The organism is Breznakibacter xylanolyticus (genome assembly GCF_003254275.1).
Lineage (GTDB): Bacteria > Bacteroidota > Bacteroidia > Bacteroidales > Marinilabiliaceae > Breznakibacter > Breznakibacter xylanolyticus.
This window is the reverse complement of record NZ_QKZK01000047.1, coordinates 1-21,929: the sequence shown is the minus strand read 5'-3', so window position 1 is coordinate 21,929 and position 21,929 is coordinate 1. Positions and strand designations below refer to the sequence as shown.

18 protein-coding genes and 1 tRNA gene are annotated in these 21,929 nt (G+C 47.2%); 13 read left to right on the top strand and 6 right to left on the bottom strand.

The features are described from left to right. Positions 1 to 309: 309 nt before the first annotated feature. The 4 genes from LX69_RS16195 to LX69_RS16180 form a co-directional block, all read right to left on the bottom strand. Entirely contained in the window at positions 310 to 882 is a 573-nt protein-coding gene (locus tag LX69_RS16195; protein WP_111447082.1) for an LOG family protein, read from the bottom strand. A gap of 13 nt (positions 883 to 895) precedes the next feature. After that, positions 896 to 1,609, bottom strand: coding sequence for a DUF6048 family protein (locus LX69_RS16190; protein ID WP_146260778.1), 714 nt, complete (start codon positions 1,607 to 1,609; stop codon positions 896 to 898). Beyond that, the gene (locus LX69_RS16185) at positions 1,587 to 2,063 is read right to left on the bottom strand and encodes a DUF6452 family protein (RefSeq protein WP_111447084.1); all 477 of its coding nucleotides are present in this window, start codon (positions 2,061 to 2,063) and stop codon (positions 1,587 to 1,589) included. The genes LX69_RS16190 and LX69_RS16185 overlap by 23 nt, the downstream gene beginning before the upstream one ends. 251 nt (positions 2,064 to 2,314) lie before the next feature. Beyond that, positions 2,315 to 2,641: a hypothetical protein gene (locus LX69_RS16180; RefSeq protein WP_146260777.1), complete on the bottom strand. Its 327-nt coding sequence runs from the start codon at positions 2,639 to 2,641 to the stop codon at positions 2,315 to 2,317. A 299-nt stretch (positions 2,642 to 2,940) separates the two neighbouring features. Between LX69_RS16180 and LX69_RS16175 the strand changes: the two genes are divergently transcribed. The 5 genes from LX69_RS16175 (at position 2,941) to LX69_RS16155 (ending at position 7,266) form a co-directional block, all read left to right on the top strand. Continuing rightward, complete coding sequence (locus tag LX69_RS16175) at positions 2,941 to 3,399, top strand: dCMP deaminase family protein (RefSeq protein ID WP_111447079.1); 459 nt, start codon at positions 2,941 to 2,943, stop codon at positions 3,397 to 3,399. Positions 3,400 to 3,408: 9 nt separating this feature from the next. Continuing rightward, a complete protein-coding gene (locus LX69_RS16170; protein ID WP_111447078.1) occupies positions 3,409 to 5,025 on the top strand; it encodes a S41 family peptidase in 1,617 nt (538 codons plus the stop codon). Positions 5,026 to 5,218: 193 nt separating this feature from the next. Beyond that, a complete protein-coding gene (locus LX69_RS16165; protein ID WP_111447077.1) occupies positions 5,219 to 5,488 on the top strand; it encodes a DUF4834 family protein in 270 nt (89 codons plus the stop codon). 83 nt (positions 5,489 to 5,571) lie between these two features. Continuing rightward, the gene (nadB, locus tag LX69_RS16160; protein WP_111447076.1) at positions 5,572 to 7,143 is read left to right on the top strand and encodes an L-aspartate oxidase; all 1,572 of its coding nucleotides are present in this window, start codon (positions 5,572 to 5,574) and stop codon (positions 7,141 to 7,143) included. A 51-nt stretch (positions 7,144 to 7,194) separates the two neighbouring features. After that, positions 7,195 to 7,266: transfer RNA gene (locus tag LX69_RS16155), tRNA-Arg, on the top strand. 149 nt (positions 7,267 to 7,415) lie between these two features. Here LX69_RS16155 and galE read toward each other — a convergent pair. Next, on the bottom strand, positions 7,416 to 8,441 hold the full coding sequence (gene galE / locus LX69_RS16150; protein ID WP_111447075.1) for a UDP-glucose 4-epimerase GalE: 1,026 nt from the start codon (positions 8,439 to 8,441) through the stop codon (positions 7,416 to 7,418). A gap of 277 nt (positions 8,442 to 8,718) precedes the next feature. Here galE and LX69_RS16145 point away from each other — a divergent pair, with 277 nt between their 5' ends. Then, the gene (locus LX69_RS16145) at positions 8,719 to 9,690 is read left to right on the top strand and encodes an HU domain-containing protein (protein WP_111447074.1); all 972 of its coding nucleotides are present in this window, start codon (positions 8,719 to 8,721) and stop codon (positions 9,688 to 9,690) included. A gap of 214 nt (positions 9,691 to 9,904) precedes the next feature. Next, positions 9,905 to 11,833 carry a T9SS type A sorting domain-containing protein gene (locus LX69_RS16140; RefSeq protein WP_111447073.1) on the top strand — a complete coding sequence of 643 codons (1,929 nt, stop codon included), beginning with the start codon at positions 9,905 to 9,907 and terminating at the stop codon, positions 11,831 to 11,833. Positions 11,834 to 12,106: 273 nt separating this feature from the next. Here the strand turns inward: LX69_RS16140 and LX69_RS16135 are convergent, their stop codons facing one another. After that, entirely contained in the window at positions 12,107 to 12,772 is a 666-nt protein-coding gene (locus LX69_RS16135; protein WP_221621395.1) for a murein L,D-transpeptidase catalytic domain family protein, read from the bottom strand. Positions 12,773 to 13,958: 1,186 nt separating this feature from the next. Here LX69_RS16135 and LX69_RS16130 point away from each other — a divergent pair. The 6 genes from LX69_RS16130 to gluP all read left to right on the top strand — a co-directional run bounded on the left by LX69_RS16130 (position 13,959) and on the right by gluP (position 21,748). Continuing rightward, a complete protein-coding gene (locus LX69_RS16130; RefSeq protein WP_111447072.1) occupies positions 13,959 to 14,687 on the top strand; it encodes an ABC transporter ATP-binding protein in 729 nt (242 codons plus the stop codon). After that, positions 14,684 to 15,934, top strand: coding sequence for an ABC transporter permease (locus LX69_RS16125; protein ID WP_111447071.1), 1,251 nt, complete (start codon positions 14,684 to 14,686; stop codon positions 15,932 to 15,934). The genes LX69_RS16130 and LX69_RS16125 overlap by 4 nt, the downstream gene beginning before the upstream one ends. Positions 15,935 to 16,257: 323 nt before the next feature. Then, entirely contained in the window at positions 16,258 to 17,538 is a 1,281-nt protein-coding gene (locus LX69_RS16120) for an ABC transporter permease (protein ID WP_111447070.1), read from the top strand. Between the two features lie 247 nt (positions 17,539 to 17,785). Next, positions 17,786 to 18,871 carry an efflux RND transporter periplasmic adaptor subunit gene (locus LX69_RS16115; RefSeq protein ID WP_111447069.1) on the top strand — a complete coding sequence of 362 codons (1,086 nt, stop codon included), beginning with the start codon at positions 17,786 to 17,788 and terminating at the stop codon, positions 18,869 to 18,871. 6 nt (positions 18,872 to 18,877) lie between these two features. Then, complete coding sequence (locus LX69_RS16110; RefSeq protein ID WP_111447068.1) at positions 18,878 to 20,227, top strand: TolC family protein; 1,350 nt, start codon at positions 18,878 to 18,880, stop codon at positions 20,225 to 20,227. A 279-nt stretch (positions 20,228 to 20,506) separates the two neighbouring features. Continuing rightward, a complete protein-coding gene (gluP, locus tag LX69_RS16105) occupies positions 20,507 to 21,748 on the top strand; it encodes a glucose/galactose MFS transporter (RefSeq protein ID WP_111447067.1) in 1,242 nt (413 codons plus the stop codon). Positions 21,749 to 21,929: the final 181 nt, after the last annotated feature.

Genomic DNA, 21,929 nt, shown 5'->3' with positions numbered 1-21,929 from the left:
TCGCTAAAATCTGCGAACTCGCAAGCTCAAACAGCGCATATTTTTTTACGCTCAGGCCTATGATTTTTTTAACGCCATTTTCCGAAGGCGGCTTAGTTACCTTGTTTGATTTCGTGCTTCCATATTTTGGTTACCCACAGAATTCAACATAGAGCCAAATTTCTTCTTGTCTTTTATTCGCTTGTCACTAACTAAACGACATTGAATTTGGAGTTGTGATTGAAGCTAATTGATGGTACTAATTCACTCCTCCACTTCTAAACTCCTAAACTCTTCCACTCCTTCACTTTTCCCATCTTAAACTTCCCCCTAATTTTCATTCTGCATCACCGATGTCATGGCCATTGCATCAATGATCTGTTCGGGATGGTCAATCACGGTGTAAAGGGTTAAATCGGAGGCGGGCATGAACTGCTCGTCGACCATGCGACGGAGCATTTCTAATAGGGGATTAAAAAAACCGTTGGTGTTGATGATGATGATGGGAGTGTCGATTTGACCAAGTTTCTTAAGGGAGATCACTTCGATGAGTTCCTCCAGCGTTCCGGTGCTGCCGGGTAATGTCACGATGGCTGCGACGCCTTCGATGAGCAGTTTTTTTCGCTCGGCCATGGTTTTCACCACCATCATATTGGTGACAAGGGGGTGTTGCCATTCGCGTTCGACCATGAATTCGGGGATGATGCCTGTAATCAGCCCTCCGCGACTCAACACCGTGTCGGCAATGGCTCCCATAAGACCCACCGAACCGCCACCGTAGCGGATGCCAAAACCGTTATTCACAAGGATGTTGGCCAATGTTTGTGCCGCATGGGTGTATTCGGCTGACACACGTGTGCTGGATGCGCAAAAAACGCAGACAGTAGGGGTGGATGAGTGCATGTGTGACATTGGTTTATTGTCGTTTCCCGAAGGGGATTTGGTATTCAAGTGAATAAGTGAATCCAACTGTGAGGTTGCCGTTGTTTTTGCCATAGCCGGGAATGGCATAGGGCTCCATCACGCCGGTGTGACCCGAGTGAACCAGCATTTTGCCGCGCATGCTCCAGCCTGCGTAAAAGTTGCGGAACAATTCGGTGCGCAGGGCAAAAACCACTTCAATCCAGTGCGAGTTGACCGACGAAGACCCCCCGCCGCCACTGTAGTCGTTCCAATACCCGTTGCCAATGATAAATGCGGGGCTTTGTTGTTCCTGATAGGCATAACCGTATCGAAAGCCCACACCCACAAAGTCCTTGTTGTAGGGTTCGTCGTAGGGCTTAAAGAAGTTGAAGTCGAGACCCGCTCTCAAAAATGACCCGTTGGAGGTGTGGGCATATTGATAGGCGGTAAGGTCCGTTTCGTTTTTGGTCACCGTTTGGTTGTTGCTGAAATCAACATTTTCGTAGCCCAGTTCGGCCACGCCAAAAATCTTGTCGCGAAGCCCGTATCGTCCCGATACGCAGAGGCCGGTGCGGCTATCGTCGTAGGTGCGAATGATGAATGGTGCCAGGTCGATGCCCACGGCGATGCTTTGGGCGCGTCGTCCGGGAATGCTATCGCTTTGTTGTCCCATCGTTGGCACCAGAGGCAGAGCCAGTACGAGGTTAATAAATATAAACCTGAACATTGGTGAGGTCTTCGCCATATTTCACAGTGGGATAAACAATGGTTGAATAGTCAATTTTATTGGTGGTGTGAGCCACGCCGTCAATGGTGAAGCTGAACACATACCCGCACTCGCCCGAAATAAAGTCGAGCTCTTTGCGATACAAAAAGGCAAGTGTATCGGCAGTCGTTTTGGTTTTGATGACAAAAAAAGTGGTATCGGGATCGTGGTCGAACTCCAATGGGAGGAATAATTTGGAGAGAGCCTGTGAAGCGTATACCGAATCGGAGCGTCCGGCGCCGAACACAGATGTGGTCAGGGTGGTGTCCTTGCCCGTGTGTGCCGATATGAGCGACACCTGCACAGCGTGCTGGTTCGACAGGCAAATGCCCGATTCGTTGCATCCGCCAATCATTAACGGCAACAAAACCATCAGTCCAATCCCACAAAACCGAAGTAATCGATGGTGGTGCATGATAAAAAATTTGTGCCTAAAATTACAATTCTGCGGGGAATTGGCAATCATTCGTGCCTTTACCTTTTTTTAAGGCTTGTTTTCGGCTCCATCAATTCGGAGATGGCTGATTTCAGTTCCACCTTTTAAACCCGTTGGAGCCATAAGTAATGTTGCCTTGCTGATTGATGAGATAGAATGTGGGAGCTGATTTGATGTAATAGGCGTTGGCAATGGCATCGCCATTTCATCGGTAGTGCATGGGTTTGGGTTTATTTGATTTGGGGGGTATTCATTTTCGTGTCACGGTTGTCTCTCGGGTTTTTCTTGTTTTTATATTTCTGCACATGCGTCAGGTTGTCGGTCTGAGGGGCATCGGTGTTGGTGCGGAGTTGTACTTTGGCCGTGTTTTTCAGGTCGTTAATTTTGAATGGAGCGGGGATGGTATCGCTCTCGCCCCAATGGTTTTTCAGAGGGTAGATGTAAACCATCCGTTGAGTGTCGTAGTAAAAGTTGTATTCCGGGAAATAAATGTGGCGTATTTTCAGCCTGTACCCACGGTCGGGAGCCCATTCGGGTAGCGGTGACTGGGCTTTCAAACTGATTAAGCTGGTCAGGAATATGACCAAGAAGGTTATCCGGAGATTTCGCATGGCTTTTGGGGAATGGTTTTGGTTTGACATCTAAAATTATACCAAAAATCATTAGCTGCTCAAAATCGGCTCTGTAAATTTCATCTTAGCGCTTTTTTTATTGTTACTTTTGTGGTCATTGAATTAAAATAGAGATAGAATAAACGCTGAGGCGCGAAGGCGCTGAGTTAATTTGTAACGCCTTGCGTTTAAAGTAAAAAAAATAACTCAAAAGAGTTATATAGTAGCGTTCAAAACCAATATCCATGAGCGAATCGATACTCACCTCGGCCGAAAAACAATACCTCCTCGACACCCGCTATTTGGCCATGGCTCGCATCTGGGCACAAAACAGTTATTGCCGGCGTCGGCAAGTAGGCGCCATATTGGTGAAAGACAAGATGATTATCAGCGACGGCTACAATGGCACGCCTTCGGGTTTTGAAAACGATTGTGAGGATGAATCCGGTTCAACCAAGCCTTACGTGCTTCATGCTGAGGCCAATGCCATTACCAAGGTGGCTCGCTCGAACAACAGCAGTGATGGTGCCACGCTTTATGTCACCTCTTCGCCCTGCATCGAGTGTGCCAAGCTCATCATTCAGGCCGGCATCAAACGGGTGGTGTTTTGTGAGCAATACCGAACCGACGACGGCATTCGGTTGTTACAGCGTGCCAACATCGAGATTCTTTGCATAGACGACAGTTCCGATAACGACGAATAAACCAATCACATGACCATTAAAAATTCTCCCCGTCAGATATTGCTTCCTTTGTTGATGGCTGCCATTCTTATTGGTGGTATCTGGCTTGGGCGCGTGCTGACCCTGCGTTCGGTGCCCCAAGGAACCGAGCGTTTGTTGATATATCCGCAAACCAATAAACTGGATGCGCTTCTCAACTTGATTGAAGAAGAGTACGTCGATACCGTAAAAAAGGATGAGTTGGTTGAAGCCATCATTCCTGAATTGCTTAAAAATCTTGACCCTCATACGGTTTATATTCCCGCGTCGGAACTTCAGGAGGTGAATGAGGAGTTGGAAGGCAACTTTGGAGGAATTGGCGTCCAGTTCAGTCTTAATAACGACACGGTGCTGGTCATCAGTGTGATTCCCGGCGGCCCCTCCGAAAAATTGGGCATCCTCCCCGGCGACCGCATCATCTCGGTTGACGACAGTGTGTTTGTGGGAAGTAAAGTGACCAACAACATGGTGATGAAAAAATTGCGTGGCCCCATGGGCACCAAGGTAAAGGTGGGCATTGCACGACGCAGCATGACCAAGCCATTGGAATTCACCATTACTCGAGGTGCCATTCCGGTGACCAGTGTGGACGCATCATTTATGATTGACGATAAAACAGGTTACATCAAAGTCAGTCGTTTTGCTAAGAATACTTACGAAGAATTTATCACTGCGTTGGCCAAACTTAAGTCGTCGAACTGTCGTGAGGTGATTGTCGATCTGCGCGGGAACTCGGGTGGTTTTCTCGATGTGGCTTTTAACATGATTAATGAGTTCCTCAAAAAGGACGAGATGATTGTTTATACCGAAGGCAAAGCCAGTTCACGTCAAACGATGACAGCCAACGGTACCGGAAGCTGCCAGGATACACGTGTGAAGGTGCTTATTGATGAGTTTTCGGCCTCGGCCAGTGAAATTTTTGCCGGTGCCATTCAGGACAACGACCGAGGCATCATTTACGGGCGTCGTTCGTTTGGAAAGGGTTTGGTGCAGCAGCAAATCCCACTGCCCGATGGTTCTGCCATTCGACTCACCATTGCGCGTTACTACACCCCCAGTGGACGCTGCATTCAAAAGCCTTACGAAAACGGGTCTGACGATTATTACCAGGACATTATGAAGCGCTTTGAGCATGGCGAGTTTTACGAAAAGGACAGCATTCGTTTTAGCGATACTATTACATATAAGACCAAGGGCGGGCGTAATGTGTATGGCGGCGGCGGTGTTATGCCCGATGTGTTTGTGGCTCGCGATACGCTCAACTACACGGAGTATTATTACCGTTTGCGAGAGAAGGGTCTGTTGTATCAGTTTGCATTAGAATATGCCGATCGTCACCGTGATCGGTTGAGCCGACTCAAGACGGCTGCCGAATTTGAACAGGTGCTCTCCGCAGCCAATATCACAGCAGAGTTGGTCAAGTACGCCGAGAAAAGCGGACTGACACCTAACCCGGCTCAGTTCAACAAGTCGAAACGACTCATCGATACCGAACTGATGGCCTATGTGGCTCGTAACATCATCGACAACGAAGGGTTTTATATGCTGATGATGCGTACCGACGAAATATTGCTCGAAGCTCTCAAAACACAAGATGGGGTAGAGTGAATTCAGGCAGGAGTGCTTGAGTATAAAAGTGCATAAGTGCATAAGTGCAAAATTGCAAAAGTGAAGAAGTGGAAAAGTGCAATAGTGCAGAAGTGCGCAATTTATGCGAAATAAAACCAAAGTCCCCCTTTGGCGGATTTAGGGGGCTAAATTATAATTCCGGTTTCAATTTGCCGGAAAGAATGGATTGATTATGGAAGCATTTATTCGGTTTGTACTGATATTGATCATCATTTATTACTCGTTGAAACTTATTGGGCGTTACGTGTTACCATGGTTGTTTGTAAAGTTGATGAAACGGATGCAGGGGAATGCTCAGAGCTACACTTTTGGTCGGGGATTTCAATCTTCGCGCCCGGAGAGTGCTGAGCCTGAGGGAAAGGTGACTGTAACTTATTCAAAAAAAGAGAAGTCCCGCCAGCAACGTGAAGGAGAGTATGTCGATTTTGAAGAAGTAAAATGACGGTTGTTAAATAGTGGGTTGCATTCCTGTTGTTTTTAAAGAATTGATGACGGGAGCAGGTAAACAATTTATCTCGATTAGCAGTGAAACATCATTACGATTTTATGGTGATTGGCTCGGGTATTGCCGGCCTTTCATTTGCACTCAAAGTTGCCCAACATGGCAAGGTGGCCATTGTGACCAAGACACGTATTGACGAAACCAATACCTCGTATGCCCAGGGAGGCATTTCGTCGGTGACGTATGCGCCCGATAATTTTGATAAGCACATTGAGGATACGCTGATTGCCGGCGACGGTTTGTGCGACGAGGAGGCAGTGCGTCTGGTGGTGCAGGAGGCTCCCGAAAAAATTAAGCAGTTGGTGGAGTGGGGCACACAGTTCGACCGGAAAGAGGATGGTAGTTTTGACCTGCATCGCGAGGGAGGTCACTCGGAGTTTCGCATCCTCCATCACAAGGATAACACGGGTGCTGAAATACAGCGCGCCCTGACGACCATGGTGAAGAATCATCCCAATATTACGCTTCTGGAGAAATATTTTGCCATTGATTTAATTACACCCCACCATCTGGGAAAAATTATGGAGCCCTGGATGAAGAACAATGTGTGTCATGGGGCTTATGTGTTGAATATTAAGACAAAGCAGGTGGAGACTTTTTTGTCGAAAATCACCATGCTGGCTACCGGGGGTGTGGGGAGTGTGTATCAAACTACCACCAACCCTTTGATTTCGACCGGTGATGGCATTGCCATGGTTTTTCGTGCCAAGGGTGTGATTGAAAACATGGAGTTTGTGCAATTTCATCCCACTTCGCTTTATAATCCGGCCGAGCGACCTTCGTTTCTCATCACCGAGGCCATGCGGGGTTTCGGCGGGGTGTTGCGAACCACCGATGGACAAGAGTTTATGCATAAATATGATCCTCGTGGCTGTCTGGCTCCTCGCGACATTGTGGCTCGTGCCATTGACAACGAACTTAAAATTACGGGCGATGATTATGTGTATCTCGATGTGACGCATAAGCCGGCCGAGGAGATTCGCGATCATTTCCCCACGATCTATGAAAAGTGTCTCTCGCTGGGTATTGACATTACCCGTCAGATGATTCCGGTGGTTCCGGCTGCACATTTTTTGTGCGGTGGCATTAAGGTTGATTTGAGTGGGCATACGTCTATACGTAACCTTTACGCGGCCGGTGAGTGCGCCTCGAGTGGATTGCATGGTGCCAACCGGTTGGCATCTAATTCGTTGCTCGAAGGCATTGTGTTTGCCGATTTGGCTGCCCGCGATGCCCTTGCCCGAATTAATAAATGTGACTTTAACGAACAGATACCCGACTGGAACGATGAGGGGACGACCCTTCCCGAGGAGATGGTGCTCATTACCCAGTCGAACAAAGAGGTGGAGCAAATTATGAGTAACTATGTGGGCATTGTGCGCAGCAATCTTCGTCTGCAAAGGGCTTTTGACCGCCTTGAAGTCATTTATCGCGAAACAGAATCACTTTACCAAAAATCGAAAGTGTCGCAAAAGATTTGCGAGTTGCGGAATAAGATCAACGTGGGCTACCTGATTATCAAAATGGCACGTCGCCGCAAAGAGAGTCGCGGACTTCACTACAACCTCGATTACCCTTCAAAGATGGAACTGTAAGTGGGGCTTGTGCTTTCGTGAAAAGTTTTATCTTTGCACCTCTTCAAAAATGGTTCCGTAGTTCAACGGATAGAATAATAGTTTCCTAAACTGTAGATCCGGGTTCGATTCCCGGCGGGACTACGAAAGCCTCTGATTATCAGGGGCTTTTTAATTTCCCGGTTAGTCTTAAACCGGGCTTGTTTTACAATAAAAAAAGCAACCCGGATTTCCGGATTGCTTTGTATGACAATTATCAATCAGAGGTGCACACCTCTTGATAGAGCTTGCAATTAGAGGCCTCTGACCTTTTTTTCCCAGTTCCAGGCCGAAAGTAGAGTTTCTTCCACCGTTTTTTCGGCTTGCCATCCCAGTTCGTTACAACTGATGGTGGTGTCGGCGTATATTTGTTCGATGTCACCGGCACGGCGCCCCACTATTTTGTATTTGAGGTCAACGCCCGTCACTTTGATGAAGGTTTTCACCAGTTCCATCACCGATAAGCCGTTGCCGGTACCTACGTTAAAAAACTCGAAGTTGGTTTTGGCTTTGCCGTTGGTCAGGCGCTCGATGGCTACCACGTGAGCTTTCGACAAGTCTACCACGTTAATGTAGTCGCGCACAGCTGTTCCGTCGGGCGTGTTGTAGTCGTCACCAAAGATACTCAGCTCCTGACGAATGCCGGCAGCCGTTTGGGTGATGAAGGGAACAAGGTTGTTGGGCACTCCCACGGGCAATTCGCCGATGAGTGCCGACGGATGAGCGCCAATGGGGTTAAAGTACCTCAACGCGATGCAGTTGGCGGTGGGGTTCACCTTGCAGAAATCGCGCATGATGTCCTCGCAAATGGCTTTGGTGTTGCCGTAAGGCGATTCGGCCGGCTTTCGGGGCGTTTGCTCGGTCACGGGCAGCACGTCGGGCTGACCGTAAACGGTGCACGACGACGAGAACACCATGTGCTGAATACCGTATTGACGCATCCCGTCCAACAGGTTCATCATTGAATTGAGGTTGTTGCGATAGTATTCCAGCGGTTTTTGTACCGATTCGCCCACGGCTTTGAAAGCCGCAAAGTGAATGATGGCCTTAATCCCCGAGTATTTTTGAAAGAAGGCATCTGTTTTAGCTGCATCAGCCAGGTCGAATTGCTCGAATGCAGGGCGTTTGCCGGTGATTTTGGCGATGTTGTCGAGCACCTCGATGCTTGAGTTGGATAAGTCGTCAACGACCACCACGTCGTAGCCGGCTTGTTGTAGTTCGACCACGGTGTGTGATCCGATAAATCCGGCACCGCCGGTCACCAATATTTGTGTTGCCATGAGATAAAGCTTTTGTGATCAATGAAGCAGTACAAATAAAACAATAAATCGGCAAATCCGTATCATGTAAATGACGATTTCACGCTTTTTAACCCACTGGTGGTAACTGGTGGGTAAATTGTTTTTTTGTTCTTAGTTTTTCGTTTTTGTTGCTTTAGTGCTAAATTAGTGATTTGAAAAATGTTTTTGACGAATCACCTGAGTTTGTTAACAAGTTATCAACAGGTGTTGACATAAATTTCATTGGAAGGCGTGTGTTTTTATTACTTTTGCAGATATGAACACCACAGGAAAATACATCAGCGATTTAATCATTCTTCACGATTGCGTGATTGTGCCCGGTCTTGGCGGCTTTGTGTCCAATTATCTTCCCGCAGGTATCTCGGAAGAGAAAGGCCTTTTTATGCCCCCTCAAAAAGAGGTTGGATTTAACCGCAGCCTGATGCATAACGATGGTTTGCTTGTTAATCATGTGGCCATGATGTCGGGTGTTGGGTATGCTGAAGCCGCTAAGCAAGTGGATGTTTATGTGCAAACCATTATGGCTACTTTGGCTGAAGGGCGGGTGGCAACGATTGGAGATTTGGGCATGCTCCGTCGTGATATGGCCGGTAACGTGTTGTTTGTTCCTTCGCCACAGGGTGTCATTAATCCTGATGCCTTCGGGTTGGCTCCTGTTCATTATTCGCTCAGTGAATTGCTGGACGAAAAGAAGCCGGAATCTTCTGTGTCGCGAGCTTTTACATTGCCCCGATTCCCGCATCGTCAGGTTGCCGTTGGACTTGCTCTGGTTGCCGGACTGTTTATGCTCACGCCATCCGTTAATACTCCCAAAGCCATTTCGCAAGGTGCTTTGGTTGACTTGCCCGCATTGAACCTGATGGCATCGCCCGTTGAAGTCGAAGAATCGGAAGTTGATGTGGATACCACGTTGGCCATTGAGGCAACAGAGTTGTTGCGTGAGCAGGCCGATGTCCGGTCTCAAGAAGCAGCCCTTGCCGTTGTACAGGAAGAGCCAGCCTGGTATTTGATCGCTGCCTCGTTTCCGGCTCAAGAACCGGCGCACATGCATTGCGAAAAACTCAGACATGGTGGTTATCCCAACGCCCGGGTGGTTGTGGTGGATGGCAAAAACCGTGTGGCGGTCGATTTCTTTCACCAGCGCGCCGAGGCTCTGCAAGCCATGGCTCAATATCGTGCCATCAAGGGATTTGATTCGGTTTGGTTGTTACGCAATAAAAGTAATTGATTCTAAACGATACGTTTTAACATTATCAATAATCGCCGTCTCTATGAAAATGGAGGCGGTTTTTTTTGACGGTTAAGGGTGACAGGAGGGGGTATCCGGTTTGACAAAACCGTTGATTCCGTTGATGAAATAGAGAAAGGTTGGGGATAGAAACTTTTGCGCCCGCATGTGTTCGGGTGTAAATTCAATCTAACCTTTACTAAACTTTATCAACATGAAAACCACTCTCCTGTGGCTGCTATTGGCAGGCTGGATGTCTGTAGCAGCACAAATCGATTGCGAAAATGCCTCATCTATTACCCTTGAGGGATTTGGACAAATAGAAACGACGACCCGACATACGTCCGAAAATGGGGACATGTGGTATCAATTTACACCCACTGAACATGCACGGGTGACCATTTCAAGTGTTGGATCTACATCTGACACCTATGTGTTGGTCTATAAAAGTTGTCCCCCGGCCGATTATTTCGTTTTCAGTGAGGATTATAATGGGAGCAAACAATCACAATTGACCTTTGAAGGGATTAAAGGCACGACATATTATATCTGTTGGAAATACAAAGGCAGTTTGTTAAATGAGGATTATTCATGGAGATTAACGACTTCAGAGCCTGTGGCAGGGGATTTTTGCTCCAATGCTTTCGCGGCACAAGCGGGAGAGAATAATTGTAAGCACACCAATGGAAACGATCAATGGTTTCGATATATCGCTACAAGTAATCGTTACCTGATTATCTCATCTCAGGCTGCAACCGCTGTCAATACACAATGTTACATTTACGGGGGGTGTGATAAGTATCATTTCGAACTCAACTCATTCAAAGCATATGGTGTTTCTCATTATGCCATTCCGGTGATTAAAGACAGAGAGTATTTTATTCAATGGATTTATCCCGGTTCAGACGATAATTATGCGTGGAACCTTGCTGAAGGAGCTGTGGATAAAGGCAATGTCTGTTTTGTATCCAAGACGGCTTTCGAGGGTTTTAATATATCCACACATGCGACCGACTATCCTGAGTGGTTTACATATACGCCAACAACGACGGGCGAAATAATGATTACATCCCAAGATGTGACCGATATCGATACCAAAGTTCAGGTGTTTGCTGATTGTAGTCCGGTGAGTTACCTAAAGCTCAATGATGACATTGATAACACCATCAAGCAGTCATCTGTGACATTTTCAGCAACGGCCAACACCCCATACAAAATCAAGTGGGCGTCTCCTCCGGTTTCGGGTGCAATTTATTCATGGAGTTTGACGGAATTAGCCAATCTTTCAGGGTTGAGTTGTGACAAGGCCTTGAATGCTGTGGAAGGCATCAACCGCTGCGAACACTCAGGAACTGAAGAACGATGGTTTGTTTATCGTCCTGTTATTAGTGGCAACGTGACTGTGACCACATCTGACAAGGATGTACATATTAATGTCTATTCTTCATGTGATGCCACAACCCATATAGTGTCGCAAACAGGTGTTGTTTCTTTTACTTCAGAGATTGATAAGCTCTATTATCTTAGCTTTACCCCTGTGTCGTCCGCAAGTCAATACAATTGGACTTTGAGTGTTGTTTATGATGCCCAAGGGACGACTTGTGGGAACCCATTTGAAGCTAAAGCCGGAGAAAATTCAGTTGCTATGCCAGGTTCAAATCAACCGGTGTGGTATTCGTACACCGCCCGTGAGAAATCGAAGGTGAAATTTGAGGGATCTAATGATGTGACTTTAGCGCTGTACAGTACTTGTTCAAGTGTGCTAAAGAGTGGCGCCTCTATTCATCAGGATGTACTCATGGAAGAGGGAGAAACCATGATTATTCAATTGACAGGTTCCGCGGGTGATGTCATTTTAAACATTGATTATTCCATGATATTAGGAACGGAATCATCACGGGCAGATGTGGGTGTATCTCTCTTGCCTAATCCCAACAAGGGTGTGTTTACCATTTACGGTCTCGGTGGTGATGATGCGCGAATCTCCATCATAGGGCTTGATGGGCGCATGTATGGGAATTATATGGCATCCGGTGTAGATGAATATCCGGTGCAGGCCGATGATTTGAATCAGGGCATGTATATCGTACTGGTTCAAAAAGGGCAGGAAGTGCTGAAATTTAAAATGATAAAACAGTTATAATTGATGTGAGAAAGTGCAAGAGGGAGAAAGAGCAAGAGTGAAAAAGGAAAAGAGTGCAAGAGTATAAAAGTGAGACAGTGCATATGTACAATCGAATTAAAGTTCAAAAGGCACGGAAGGAGAAGCGTAAATTCATTCATTGAATAAGTGACGAGAGAGACCCAAATTTCCCCCATCGGGGGATTGAGGGGGTAAAAGTTATCCCAACGAAAAGGGCTGTCTGGTGCGTTAGCATCCGACAGCCCTTTCGGTTTAAACAAGGCATTGTATGGTTCAGTTGGCGGCCAACTGGTATTGCGAAGGATGATAAAGGAACATGCAGCTCCCGTTTTTAATCAGATTGATGACTTTGTCGTTCATTTCTTTTGAAAGGGCTGGGCATCCAAAGCTGCGCCCCAGTCGGCCATGTTGTTTGGCATAGGCTTCGCTCACATAGTCGGCACTGTGTACCACCACGGCGCGTTCGCGGGCTTTGTCGTTGATGCCCTTTTCCAATCCGTTGAGCAACATTGAGAAGCCATGTTTGCCGGTATAGGTCGAACCTGTTTTGAAGAAACCCAGGCTGCTTTGCAGCGAGCTCATGACGTTTGAGAACTTTTCGGCATACAGGTTTCCTGAGTTTTTGCCGTGAGCCACCAACGTTTTGATGAGCAGTTTGCCGTTCTTGATGTCCACCACAAAAAAGCGATCTTCAGTGGAAGGTTTTGAAAAATCCACAATGGTGATCAATGTGTCGTTATCAAACTGGTTGCGAATGGACCGATGACCGTAATAGGCAGTTCTGAATGCCTCGAAAGACAATTGTTGGCAGGCGATTTTTTTGTGGAGCAGGAACGCAGGGTCGAAAGACGTTTCGGCTTTTGACGGCTCGGGCTCATTTTTAGCGGACAGGCCGCTCACCAGGCTCATCATCATCATCAGGGCGAAGAACTTTTTCATAGACGTTTGATTTTTGAGGGAGGTGATTGGGAATTGCTTTTGATGTGTATAACGGTGAAAAAAACCCAGAGGTTTCGTTCGTCACTAAAAAAATGACGTTCGTCAAAATAAATCATCATTTGAAACACTATATATTTCAGTTAAAGAGTGGGTTGCGTTGTTGATATTTTTTTGACGAAAATATTCAGTAAGGGTTTATCGGAGAATGGATGTCCATTGATCGTTTATCGATTCCCTGTGATGCAATTGAACGATTCACATTCCAAAGCATTTGTTCACCGTTGTAATCAGTCCATTCACCGATGTTTTATGACCATTGGGGAGATAATTCTTTCAATCATCTTTTGGGGTGATTAATTTCGTAAAGGGTATCGATTTATACACGTTTTTTCCAATGTCATGATGACACCAGTGAAACCATATACTTGACAATGAATTTAAACCGCGAATTTCACTAATTACACGAATTGTAAACCAGCGATTCAATTATATTTCAGTTTCAATGTCGTTAACATAATAGAAAAAGAGGCTCTATTCTGATTTGTGTGGGTAATCATAAGTATCAATTCACACTAACCATTTTTTCGTACCCTCGAGCCGGGCGGGCTCTTACTTTTTGGCTACAGCCCCAAAAAGTAAGCAAAAAAGGCCGCCGCTGACGTAAAATGGCTAAAAATCATAGGCCTTCGCTAAAATCTGCGAACTCGCAAGCTCAAACAGCGCATATTTTTTAACGCTCAGGCCTATGATTTTTTTAACGCCATTTTCCGAAGGCGGCTTAGTTACCTTGTTTGATTTCGTGCATTCATATTTTGTTTACCCACAGGATTCGACATAGAGCCGAAAAAGATGTCAGACGAAGAGACAGATGATGAGATGAAAACCGATGTTTAGATCCGTTACCTTCGTCTTTTCAGTATAATCTATCTGTCTTTAGTCTAAACATCTTCTTGTCTCTTTTGTGAATCGCACTAACTTAACGATATTGATACGTAATATAGGCATCATTCAAGGGAACAGCTTTAAACTTATCCTTTGCGTTAACCCGCGAGATAAATAGTTTTTTGCTGTAACGTATCCAAAGGTTCAACCGTCACAGGGATAGTTTTGAATGAAGAAGCTTTGCTTCGGGGTCAAAATTTTTATTTAATTTAGATGATTGTTTCAACGCATTGATTCTTAATATATGTCAGACAGTATCATTCAGGTCAAGAACCTTCATAAGTCATACGACATGGGACAAAGCGCCTTGCACGTCCTTAAAGGCATCGACATCGACATCAAGGAGGGTGAGATGGTTTCCATCATGGGTTCATCGGGAAGTGGCAAGTCGACCTTGCTCAACATCTTAGGCATCCTTGACAATTACGATTCGGGGAGTTATCATCTCAACAACATTCTGGTCCGCAGCATGGGCGAAACTGAAGCAGCACGATTTCGCAACCGTTACCTTGGTTTTATATTCCAGTCGTTTAATCTCATTTCTTTTAAAAACGCCATGGAAAATGTGGCACTTCCCCTTTATTATCAGGGGGTCAACCGAAAGAAGCGTAATCAATTGGCGCTTGAGTATTTGGAACGGTTGGGCTTGCTGAATTGGGCCAATCATTTGCCGTCAGAGTTGTCGGGCGGACAGCGGCAACGCGTGGCTATTGCCCGTGCACTCATCTCTCAGCCCAAGCTTATCCTGGCCGATGAGCCCACAGGTGCTCTCGACAGTCAAACCTCTAATGAGGTGATGGACATCCTGGAGAGCGTGAACGCCTCGGGCATCTCGATGATTATTGTGACGCACGAGCCCAAGGTGGCTGCTCGCACGCATCGTGTCATCCGTCTATCCGACGGGCTTATTGTTCCCAACGGACAGCCCCACACGCAAGAAGCATCCTCCATCGTACAAGAAACTAAGCCATGATTGATTATCTGCAAGAAATACTCACCACACTGCAAAAGAACCGCTTGCGAGCCATCATGACCGGCTTTAGCGTGGCATGGGGCATTTTTATGCTCATATTGTTGCTGGGATCCGGTTCGGGCTTGCAAAACGGCATGGAGAACAATTTTAAGGGTACATCCAAAAATGCCCTCTGGATTTGGAGCGGTAACACACAGGTTGCTCATGGCGGGTTGAAGGCCGGACGACGCATTCAGTTTACCGATGCGGATATGAAGGCGTTAGAGAAAACTTTTGCTGACGATATTGACCATGTCTCAGGTCGATTTCACCTGTGGGGGAATGCCGCCGTGACCTATCAAAAGGAATATGGCAACTTCTCTCTTGAGGGGGTAATGCCTGACTTTAAGCATATTCAGACCGTGGAAATGAAAGAAGGGCGTTACATCAACGAGCCCGACATACGCGATTTTCGGAAGGTGGCGTTGATGTCAGTAGCGGTTCAAAAAGCATTGTTCAAGGAAGAAACACCCCTGGGAAAGTACATTCGTGTGGGAGGGGTTCCTTTTATGGTGGTGGGCACGTTCGAGAATCCATCCAACAAAGATGAGAAACAGCTTTATCTCCCCCTGAGCACTATTCGCAAGGTTTTTAACGGGAGCAATAAACTGGGCGAGATGGCCGTGTCCACCAACGCCCTGACGGTGGCCGAAAATAAACGCATTGAGGAGGGAATCCGATCAACGCTGGCGCAACGTCATCATGTGGCGCCCGACGATAAGCAGGCATTGGGAATTTGGAACACGTTGGAGCACTTTAAGCAGGCCCAGGGCATCTTTGCCGGTATTCGGTTGTTTGTGTGGGTCATTGGCATCATGACCATTTTGGCGGGCATCGTGGGTGTGAGCAACATCATGATTATTCTGGTGAAGGAACGTACCAAGGAGATAGGCATCCGCAAGGCCATTGGGGCGACGCCATGGAGTGTCATCCGCCTGGTGCTGTCGGAGTCGGTGTTCATCACCACCATCGCCGGATTTATCGGGCTTGTGGCAGGGATGGGCTTGTTGGCCATCGTCTCAAATGTTCTGAAAGGCATGGCTGCTCAAGGAAACGATATTGAGCGACAGTTTTTTAATCCTTCGGCCGATTGGGGGGTGGCTATCTCGGCACTGGTGATTTTGGTGTTGGCAGGGCTCATTGCCGGTTACATTCCCGCACGCCGGGCAGCGGCCATTAAACCCATTGAGGCATTGCATGATGAGTAAAAAAAGCCCCTCTCCGCCTCCCCGAAGGGAGGTGACGCAGAGTCATAATAAACGCTGAGGCGCGAAGGCGCTGAGTTGGTTTGATAAATAGATTGCGTTTAAATATGAAAGCAGATAACTCAGCATTTAATCATCTTCCTCAACTTAACGAACTAAGAACTGACGCTGAGTTGAAGTGAGAGAAGATGAGAACCAGTGAGGAGAAAAAACCTCAGTGCCACTTGGTAAAAGAGTTATATAGTAGCAACTTTGAAAGAAAAGTCTCGCGTCTTTATACTCAAATCTTGATACTATTTTTAAACAACCGATAAAAACCCACCGAAATGTTTGATTTAGACCGTTGGCAGGAGATATGGACTGCCATTCGAAAAAATAAGCTGCGCAGTGTGATGACGGCCTTTGGGGTATTTTGGGCCATTTTCATGTTGGTGGTGATGAGTGGCTCGGGGCAGGGTCTTATGAATGGCATCACCGACGGGATGAAGGATTTTGCGACCAATAGTGGTTTCATGTGGGCCAACCGCACGTCGGTGAGTTACGAGGGTTTTCAGCGGGGGCGCTGGTGGAGCGTGACCAACGACGACATTGAGGCCATTCGCGACCAGGTGAAGGGCATCGACGTGATTTCGCCCCGTCTTAACGGCTGGAATTTGCGCAGTGGCGAGAATGTGGTGCGTGGCAAATTGTCGGCTGCCTTTAACGTGATGGGCGATTATCCGACCTATCGTCTCATTGATCCTTGCACCATGCTGTGGGGCAGATACATCAACGACGAAGACATTCGCTTGAAACGCAAGGTGTGCATCATTGGTGAAAAGGTGTACGAGGTGATGTTTACCCCCGGCGAAGACCCTGTGGGCAAGTATATGCGGGTGAATGGGGTCTATTTTATGGTGGTGGGCGTGTTTCAGTCCAATAACCCCAACATCAACATCGGCAGCAACAAAAAGGAGACCATTTACATGCCCTTCACCACCATGCAGCAGACCTATAATTATGGGAATAATGTTCATTTTTTTGGCATCACGGCACAAAAAGGGTATCAAATCAGTGACATCATTGAAAAAACGACCCTGTTGTTGCAAAAAAATCACAAACTATCGCCTGACGACAAAGAAGCCATTGGCAAGGTGGACGTTGAGAATGAAGTAAAGACCATGAGTTATGTCTTCATTGGCATCAACCTGTTGATATGGGTGGTGGGCATTATGACGCTCATTGCCGGTGCGGTGGGCATCAGCAACATCATGCTGGTGATTGTGAAGGAACGCACGCGTGAAATTGGCATTCAGCGAGCCATTGGCGCGCGACCGTGGACCATCGTGAGCCAGATTCTTACCGAATCGGTGTTCCTCACCACCCTGGCGGGTTTTCTTGGCCTGGCCTTTGGGACATTGGTGCTCAGTTTGGTTGACAGCATCATAGATGCCTCGCGCGCCACGGCAATCGGCGATGAGCCTACCTTTTTCCTGAATCCCGAAATTGGCCTCCCGCTGGCATTATCGTCATTGGTGCTTTTGCTGGTTGTGGGACTGATCGCCGGCCTCATTCCCGCCATGAAGGCGGTGAAAGTGAAGCCCATTGAGGCGTTGAGACATGAATGATTTAATATTTTGGTATCAATGTCGTTAACTAAAGAGAAAAAGACGTCAGACGATGAGACAGATGATAAGATTAGGAAAGATAATTTGATCTGTGGACTTCACATTCTAAACTGTCTGATGTCTAAAATTCTTCTTTTTTTTATTCGATTGTCAATCACTAAACGACATTGTTTTTTGCATTGCATTTTGTTTAACCTGATTATTCCAAACCTCAAACTTGAAACAAAAAACTTTAAAACAAATAGAGATGAAAAAAATCCTGAAAATTGCCCTATTGGTTCTTTTCGCTGTCCTGGTAGGATGGGTGGTGGTGTACCTTTACAAACAATCGCACAAAGATCCGGTGGTTTATGCCACTGAGAATCCCGAGATTCAAACCATCATTAAAAAGACGGTGGCCACCGGTTCGGTGATTCCACGAAAAGAGGTTCAGATTAAGCCGCAGGAATCGGGCATCATTACCGAGATATATGTGGAACCGGGCGACTTGGTGAAGAAAGGCGATTTGATTGCCAAAATCCAGATTATTCCTGAGATGTTACAGGTGAACGGTGCCGAAGCTCAATTGAAACAGGCTCAGCTGGTGTTTCAAAATGCCGAAACGGAATATAATCGCAAAAAGGAGTTGTTTGATGCCAAGGTGATTGCCGAGTCGGAGTATTTGGCCGAGCGACTCAACTACGACCGTGCCCGTACCGATGTGGAGACGGCCGAAAACAACCTGCAACTGATTAAAGAAGGGGTGCTGAAACGTGCCGGGGCGCAGACCAATACGCTCATTCGTGCCACCACCAGCGGGATGGTGCTGGATGTGCCCGTGAAGGAAGGCAATTCGGTGATTAAAAGCAACACTTTTAACGACGGAACCACTGTTGCCCTGGTGGCCGATATGGGTGAGATGATTTTTCAGGGCAAAGTGGATGAAACCGAAGTGGGCAAAATTAAGGCAGGTATGGAGCTTTTGTTGACCATTGGCGCCATTGACGACCAAACTTACACCGCCTCGCTGGAGTTCATCGCTCCCAAAGGGGTAGAGGAGAACGGCGCCATTCAGTTTCAGATTAAAGCGGCCGTCAACCTCAAGGAGGGTCAATTTATTCGTGCCGGATACAGTGCCACGGCCGACATTGTGCTGGCTCGTCGCGACAGTGTGCTTTCCATCAAGGAGAAACTCATCACCTTTCGCAACGATTCTGCCTTTGTGGATGTGGAATCTACACAGCCTCAGGTGTTTGAGCAGCGCGTCATCAAAACCGGGCTTTCTGACGGGATGGTGATTGAGGTGCTGGATGGCCTCAAGAAGGATGATAAAGTAAAAGTCCCCCAAATTTAATTTGTTATGAATTTATCAGTTATCAAGCCGATTGGCCGGTGGGTTTCCTGTGCATGGTTGACCATGGTGCCCCTGTCGATGGCGGCACAATCTGCATCGACCTGGACACTCGAACAATGCGTGGCACATGCCTACGCAAACAATCTGTCGGTGCGTCAGCAACAAATGAATGCGCAATACACGCAAAACCAGTACGAGCAAAAGCAACGTTACGGGCGGCTGCCAACGGTGAATGCTTCGTCGACCTACAGCATTGGTTTTGGGCGGGTACAGTTGCAGTCGGAGTTTCGTTACGTCGATCAAACCACCCACAACGGGAGCGTGTGGGTGGAGGGCAGCATGCCGTTATTTCAGGGAATGACGTTGAACAACACCATTCACAAGCGGGAAGCCGAATGGCAGGCGGCCATGCAAAAAGTTGCGGTGACGCAGAACGACATGGCGCTGACCATCGCCACCTATTATTTGCAGATCCTTTTCGACAAGGAGCTGTTGGTCATTGCCAATCAGCAACTGGAGGTGACCCGGCAACAGGCCGAACGTGCCAAGGTGTTGGTCGACAAAGGGAGTGCCGCCCCCAACGTTTATTATGAATTGAAGGCTCAGGCGGCTCGCGAGGCCATGAACGTGACGGTGCAGGAGAATAACCTGATGTTGTCGCGTCTCAATTTGGCCCAACTGCTCGACCTTGAAGACGTGGAAGGTTTTGATGTGATGGTGCCCGTGCTGCCCGATATGCCGCCGTTGCAGGCCGATCCGGCACAAAACATTTATCAGCAGGCGCTGGACGTGATGCCCGAGATCAAAGGGGCAGCGTATCGGGTGGAGAGCAGTGCTTACGACCTGAAGATTGCCCGTGGAAATCTGTATCCTTCGTTGTCTGCTTTTGGTGGTTGGAATTCAGGGATTTATTACGTGAAGGGCATTGATTTCGATTTCTCCGAGCAGTTTAAAAACAATGCCAACAGCTATGTGGGGCTGACATTGCGCATCCCCATCTTCAACAACATGGAAGCACGTTATGGCGTAAAGAATGCGACCATCGGGCTGGAAAGTGCCCGGCTGGATTTGGAGAACGAAAAAATGGTCTTGCGCAAAAAGGTGCAGCAAGCCTGGGCCGATGCCAATGCGGCGTGGAAGAAATATGAGTCGGGGCGTGAGGCGGTGGTTTCGTACGAAGAGTCGTTTCGTCAGGCCGAAAGTCGTTTTAACGTGGGTTTGTTGAATGCCATGGATTACAGTACAGTGAAAAATGATTACATTCGGGCTCAGTCCGAATGGTTACAGGCCAAATACGAGTGTATCCTTCGCAACAAGGTGCTCGATTTCTACAAGGGAGAGAAGATTGTTTTGTAACCAATTGGGTGCACACGTTTCACACGATAATCATGTTTCATAATTCAATGTCGTTTAGTTAAGAGAAAAAGATTCCAGATAAAGAGACAGATGATGAGATGAAGACAGATGTATAGATCTGTTCTCTTCGTCTCTTCAGTCTAATCATCTTCTATTTTCTTCTGTGAATCGGACTCACTTTACGACATTGTTTCATAATGACATACGTTTAAAAGACATCATCTTCTAATCAATCCCCTTAATGACCCTATTGTCATCACTTTTCAAATCCCAACAGTCATGAAACCCACCGTTTCCTCACCCAACACTTGGCGAAACTACTATTTACCCATGGTCATCATAGGGGTGATTTTTTTTGTGATGGGTTTTGGTGTGGGTATCAGCGGTTTGCTGATTCCCTTTTTGCAGAATGCTTTTGACCTGACGCAAACACAGTCGTACTTGGTGACGGCATCCATCTTTTCAGCCTTCGTGGTGTTTGGTCCCCCGTCGGGCTGGGTGATTGGCCGCTTAGGCTACAAACGATCGATGTTCATCGCTTTTTTGGTGATGGCGCTGGGCATGTTCCTGTTTGTACCATCGGCCGGCATGGGTAGTTTTGGACTGTTTCTGGTGGCATTGTTTGTTGGTGGCATTGGCAGCACGTTGCTGCAAACAGCAGTAAATCCTTATTTGACCATCATTGGCTCTCCCGAGAGTGCCGCCATGCGCATCTGCATGATGGGCATTATGAACAAGGCGGCCTGGTGGATTGGTCCTCTTTTTTTGGCTCTTTTTCTCGACATTCAGGCAGCCGATCTCGCCGATGTGACTTTGCCCTTTGTGATTGTGACGGCTATTTTGTTGCTTCTGAGTGTGTTTGTGTGGATTGCCCCATTGCCCGAAGTGACCGCTTATAACGAAGAGAGCGACCAGACGCTCACCTTTCGTGAACAGGTGAGGGGGGTGATGGCATTTCCCCATTTGTTGTTGGGCGTGGTGGCCATTTTTGTGTACGTGGGCATCGAAACGCTTCCCATGGCCTCGGTCATTGATTATGCCAAGACGGCGTTTCCCCGGATGCAAAATCCTGAGCAATATGCTAAATACGTTCCTATCGGTCTGGTGGTGGGTTACCTGTTTGGGGTGGCACTCATTCCTCGCGTCATCTCCCAGTCGGCTGCACTCAGGTTGTTTGCCATCCTTGGTCTTTTCTCGTCTTTGGCGCTCATCTTTTTACCGCCGTCAGTTGGCATCTGGTGTTTTGCGGCGCTGGGCTTCTCCAACTCGTTGATGTGGCCAGCCATCTGGCCCCTGGCCATTGCCGACCTAGGACGATACACCAAGGCCGGCTCATCGTTGCTGGTGACCGGCATCGTGGGAGGTGCCGTGATACCGCTTCTGTTCGGTTGGCTGGTGGATCTGATGAAAGGCACCGGAGCTCTCACCCCCGAAATTTTTCAGCGTGCCTACTGGATTTTGGTGTTGCCTTATTTGTTTATTCTTTATTATAGTGTGAAGGGGTATCGGGTGAGGAGGTGAACGTTTTTCAGATCTTGAGGGTTTTTAAAATCCTCATGGGCTATTTAAAGCACCCTTTTTCCTGCATGATTTCACGTTCACCCCTGTTTGTTTTTCATTCTCCTGCAGTTTTAGAACCTTATGCTAAGAATTATTTAAGTCCATGGTCAACTCGGATTAGTGGATGTATAAAATAGAAGAA